The organism is uncultured Gimesia sp. (assembly GCF_937919775.1).
Classification (GTDB): domain Bacteria; phylum Planctomycetota; class Planctomycetia; order Planctomycetales; family Planctomycetaceae; genus Gimesia.
The window spans coordinates 1-3,929 of record NZ_CALFPF010000661.1; the positions used below are offsets into that span (position 1 = coordinate 1).

The following is a 3,929-nucleotide window of genomic DNA, read 5'->3' on the forward strand; positions in this document are numbered from 1 at the left end:
GACCGCGACGGCTGTGGTGATCTTTGGCGTGCACCTTGAGGTGCTCGGTGAGGTCGGTGATTCGATTTCACTGATAGCAGGAGCATTTCTGACAACTGCCGCCCTGTTGCGCAGCGGCATTATTCCACTGCACTGCTGGATGACGGATCTCTTTGAAAAAGCGACCTTCGGAACGGCCTTGCTGTTTGTCACTCCGATGACCGGTGCCTATGCTATCGTCAGACTGGTTTTTCCAATTGCCCCCGATTGGGCGCTGCAAGGTATCGCGTTAGTGTCTCTAACAACCGCCGTTTATGCGGCCGGAATGGCGCTCGTGCAGCGGGAAGCACGTCGATTCTTCTGTTATCTGTTTTTGAGCCATTCATCCCTTGTACTGGTCGGTTTAGAAATGGCGACTCCTCTGGGGTTAACAGGAGGACTTTGCGTCTGGATTTCCGTCGGAATTTCGATGGCAGGATTTGCACTGACGTTTCGTTCCATCGAAGCCAGAATCGGGCGAATTTCTCTTGTAGAATACCACGGACTCTACGAACACACTCCCACACTGGCAACATTGTTTCTGGTAACCGGACTCGCATCGATTGGTTTCCCCGGAACGGTGGGATTCATCGGAACCGAACTTCTTGTTGAAGGGGCCATTGAAGTCTACCCTCTCGTCGGAACGGCTGTTGTGATTGCCGCTGCGTTGAACAGTATCGCAATTCTGCAGGCCTATTTTCGAGTCTTTACCGGAGCACGTCACATAGCTTCGATTTCGCTCCGTGCACGAACTTCAGAACATGTAGCTATTCTGATCCTGGTAGTCCTTATCCTGGGAGGGGGACTCTATCCGCAGCCGGGAGTGACTTCCCGGCATCACGCCGCCATGGAACTGATTCGTCTTCGGGGGACTGTCCTGCATGAATCAACGCCGGCGGTTGATGCGCAGACGGGTCTCACTGAAACTCAGAAATCGGTACCGCCTTTATGAGTTTGCATGATCAGGCCAATTCCGGAAAATCTTCTCATCGGAATGAATGCTGAGTGGAAGGTGATCTACCAATCGAATACAGTGACCATATTGAATCGAATTCAGATTCATTTTTAACATGGTCGAAGTTAAAGCTTCATTATCAGAAAGGCCATTCGTGTCAGATACGGATCAAGCGAAAATCGGAATTGTGACTGTTTCCGACCGCGCCAGTCGAGGTGAATACGAAGATCGGGGAGGCCCTGCGATTTTGGACTATCTGTCTGAAGTTCTCAGTAGCGACTGGACTTCAGTCGCCCGCATCATCCCCGATGAGCTTTCTACGATCATTGAAACTCTGAAAGAACTGTCTGATCAGGAACAGTGCTGCCTGATTGTCACAACTGGAGGCACGGGACCTGCGAAACGAGATATTACGCCGGAAGCGACACTGTCTGTCGCTGACAAAGAGATGCCGGGTTTTGGTGAACTGATGCGAAAAGTCTCGCTGGAAAAAGTCCCGACGGCCATTCTTTCCCGGCAGACAGCCGTCATTCGCGGCGGCGCATTGATTGTCAATCTGCCAGGGCAGCCTAAAGCAATTCAGGAATGCCTAGACGCGGTTTTCCCTGCAATTCCCTACTGTATTGACTTGCTCGAAGGACCGTACCTGGAGACGAATGAAGAACGGCTCGTCGCGTTCCGCCCCAAAAAGAAATAGGCATAAAAAAACAGAAGCAACGATTTCACTCATTGCTCCTGTTTCATTCTAATTTCATTTGCGGAAAAATCAGTTTCCAATCAGGTTATGACTGGGTTCATCGATGGTTTCCAGCCGAATCGGCTTAATATCAAACTTGGGATTTTGTCCCAGGAACCGAGCCGGATTATTGTGGAAGATTTCTATGGCATCCTGTGTGGAATAACCTCTCGCCCGGAATTGAACGACACACTGCTGGAGGGTAAAGGGATCACTGGGTCCCCAGTCTGCAGACGAATTTACTAGAATCCGCTCATGTCCATACATTTCGAGCATATCGACGGCTCGCTTTGGCGAGCACTTGGTAACGGGGTACAAAGTGAATCCAACCCAGTAGCCGGCTTCCAGTGGTTCACGAATCGTATGCTCTTCCACATGGTCAATCCAGACTCGTTCCGGATTCACGTTCATGTGGGATAACACTTCTAACGTGCGTTTCGTGCCGCGCACTTTATCCTGCAGGTGAGGCGTATGAATCAGAATCAACTGGTCATATTTAATGGCCTGTTCAACCTGCGCTTCGAAGATCTCTTCTTCATTTTTGGTAGTTTTATGAAACCCGATTTCCCCCACACCGAGCACGGTCGGCTTGTTAAAGAATTCAGGCATCTTTTTGAGTACTTCGTGGCTGAGCTCCGGGTTTTCAGCTTCTTTGGGATTCACGGCAACCCAGCAGTAATGCTTGATGCCATACTCGGCGGCACGTGTCGGTTCGAATTCACTAATCTGCCGAAAGTAGTCAATGAACGTTTCCGGATATAGGCGGTCGAAACCGGCCCAGAAGGCGGGTTCCGCAACGGCGACAACGCCGGACATTGCCATGCGTTCATAATCCTGAGCGGTACGTGCAATGGCATGATAATGAGGTTGAATGATTTGCATGATCGTCTCACTGATAAATCAAATGGAATTTGGGCGGGAGAATTGGAAGTCGTTTAGTCCAGATCGGAAAAGAGTAGCAGCATCCGTTCAGACCGATTCGGCAGATGACTTTTCTCACTTAACAATGCCATCGCCTGTTTCAATAATTCCAGTCGGGAATCACTGAATTCACCTGCACCCTCTTCGTGGTCAGAGGCCCGATCAATACGGTCCAAAGCCGCAGCAAGTTCCAGAAGGGAACAACGGGCTTCAAGGTACTCCCGATCTAAAACCTGTAAAGCTGTTTGCATCACTAAAACCTTTCGGATTATTCTGCCTGGATTAGCTCCATCATGATAAAATGTGTTTCCGTTTCTATTATATAACCTACATCGGCACTTCCAAGAGTCTCAACTGAGTACAACTCACTTTCAGCCAATCTGAGACAGAAATTCAGTATATGCGGCCTATCCGGGCTAAGCAAATGCAGAAAAATCGGGATGATAGCGGGCAACCCCCTCTTTTGCCTGAAATGCCGGATGATTCAATAGATAAATCATAAACGCTTCTCGATTTTCCCCCGTAAATTCACAGGAAATCTGGTAGCGATAAGCTGGTTCGAACCCAAATCGGCTGTAATAGCCAGGATGCCCCAGGACAATTACAAACGACTGTTTTAATTCGTGTAATTGATCCAGCCCGGCCTGAATCAGGAGACTTCCCACTCCCTTTCCTTGAAATTCAGGTAGTACCGCCAACGGCGCCAACCCTATCCCGCTCACCTTGGATCCATCCGTATATTCAATTTTCGCTGGGGTAAACAGAATATGTCCGACTAACTGGTCCCCTGCAACGGCAACCAGAGAAATTTGATCAGGGCACGAAATGCGTAGCCGATCAACCAGATCTGCCTCTGCCGATTGCCCGAAAGCACGTTCGTGAATCTGCCTGATGGCGGTATTGTCCTGCACTGTTTCCTGTCGAATCTGGAACATACTTATTTTTCGTTTGATTTGGTTAAAGTAGTATGCTGCTTAAGAAATTCTTCAAGCTCATCCAATTGGCGTTGCATCTCTGTCAGATAGTTACCCTGCGATGGTTTGACGGTAAGTGGATTCAAAACAAACGAAGCCACCCCCCGCTGCTGTAGTGCTTTAACCTGTTTATCTTCAGGCTGATACTCCCATAACATCAAGGGAACTTTGTGTTGCTCCTGCATCGCTTTCAAATTTTCCCAGATATGGTCGTCGGGTTCTGTTTTCTTTTTCCAGTGCAAATGAAACACCTTCCAGTCTGTGCGGCGTGTCAGGTATTGATACACGGGACGTTGAGAAAACCATTGCAGGCCCGGATATGAAT

The 3,929-nt window shown here is 49.0% G+C and carries 6 protein-coding genes; 2 read left to right on the top strand and 4 right to left on the bottom strand.

Features of this window, described 5'->3' with window-relative positions:
- On the top strand, positions 1-970 hold a 970-nt coding region (locus Q0294_RS18830; RefSeq protein WP_299468537.1), incomplete at its 5' end, for a proton-conducting transporter membrane subunit.
- 118 nt (positions 971-1,088) lie between these two features.
- Positions 1,089-1,670 carry a molybdopterin adenylyltransferase gene (gene mog, locus Q0294_RS18835; RefSeq protein WP_366917991.1) on the top strand — a complete coding sequence of 194 codons (582 nt, stop codon included), beginning with the start codon at positions 1,089-1,091 and terminating at the stop codon, positions 1,668-1,670.
- A 69-nt stretch (positions 1,671-1,739) separates the two neighbouring features.
- On the opposite strand, the gene Q0294_RS18840 is transcribed toward mog, so the two are convergent.
- The 4 genes from Q0294_RS18840 to Q0294_RS18855 all read right to left on the bottom strand — a co-directional run.
- The gene (locus Q0294_RS18840) at positions 1,740-2,591 is read right to left on the bottom strand and encodes a TatD family hydrolase (RefSeq protein WP_299468541.1); all 852 of its coding nucleotides are present in this window, start codon (positions 2,589-2,591) and stop codon (positions 1,740-1,742) included.
- Positions 2,592-2,644: 53 nt separating this feature from the next.
- Entirely contained in the window at positions 2,645-2,881 is a 237-nt protein-coding gene (locus Q0294_RS18845; protein ID WP_299468543.1) for a hypothetical protein, read from the bottom strand.
- 165 nt (positions 2,882-3,046) lie between these two features.
- Complete coding sequence (locus Q0294_RS18850; protein WP_299468545.1) at positions 3,047-3,565, bottom strand: N-acetyltransferase; 519 nt, start codon at positions 3,563-3,565, stop codon at positions 3,047-3,049.
- Positions 3,566-3,567: 2 nt separating this feature from the next.
- The coding region (locus tag Q0294_RS18855) for a hypothetical protein (RefSeq protein WP_299468547.1) at positions 3,568-3,929 on the bottom strand (362 nt) is incomplete at its 5' end.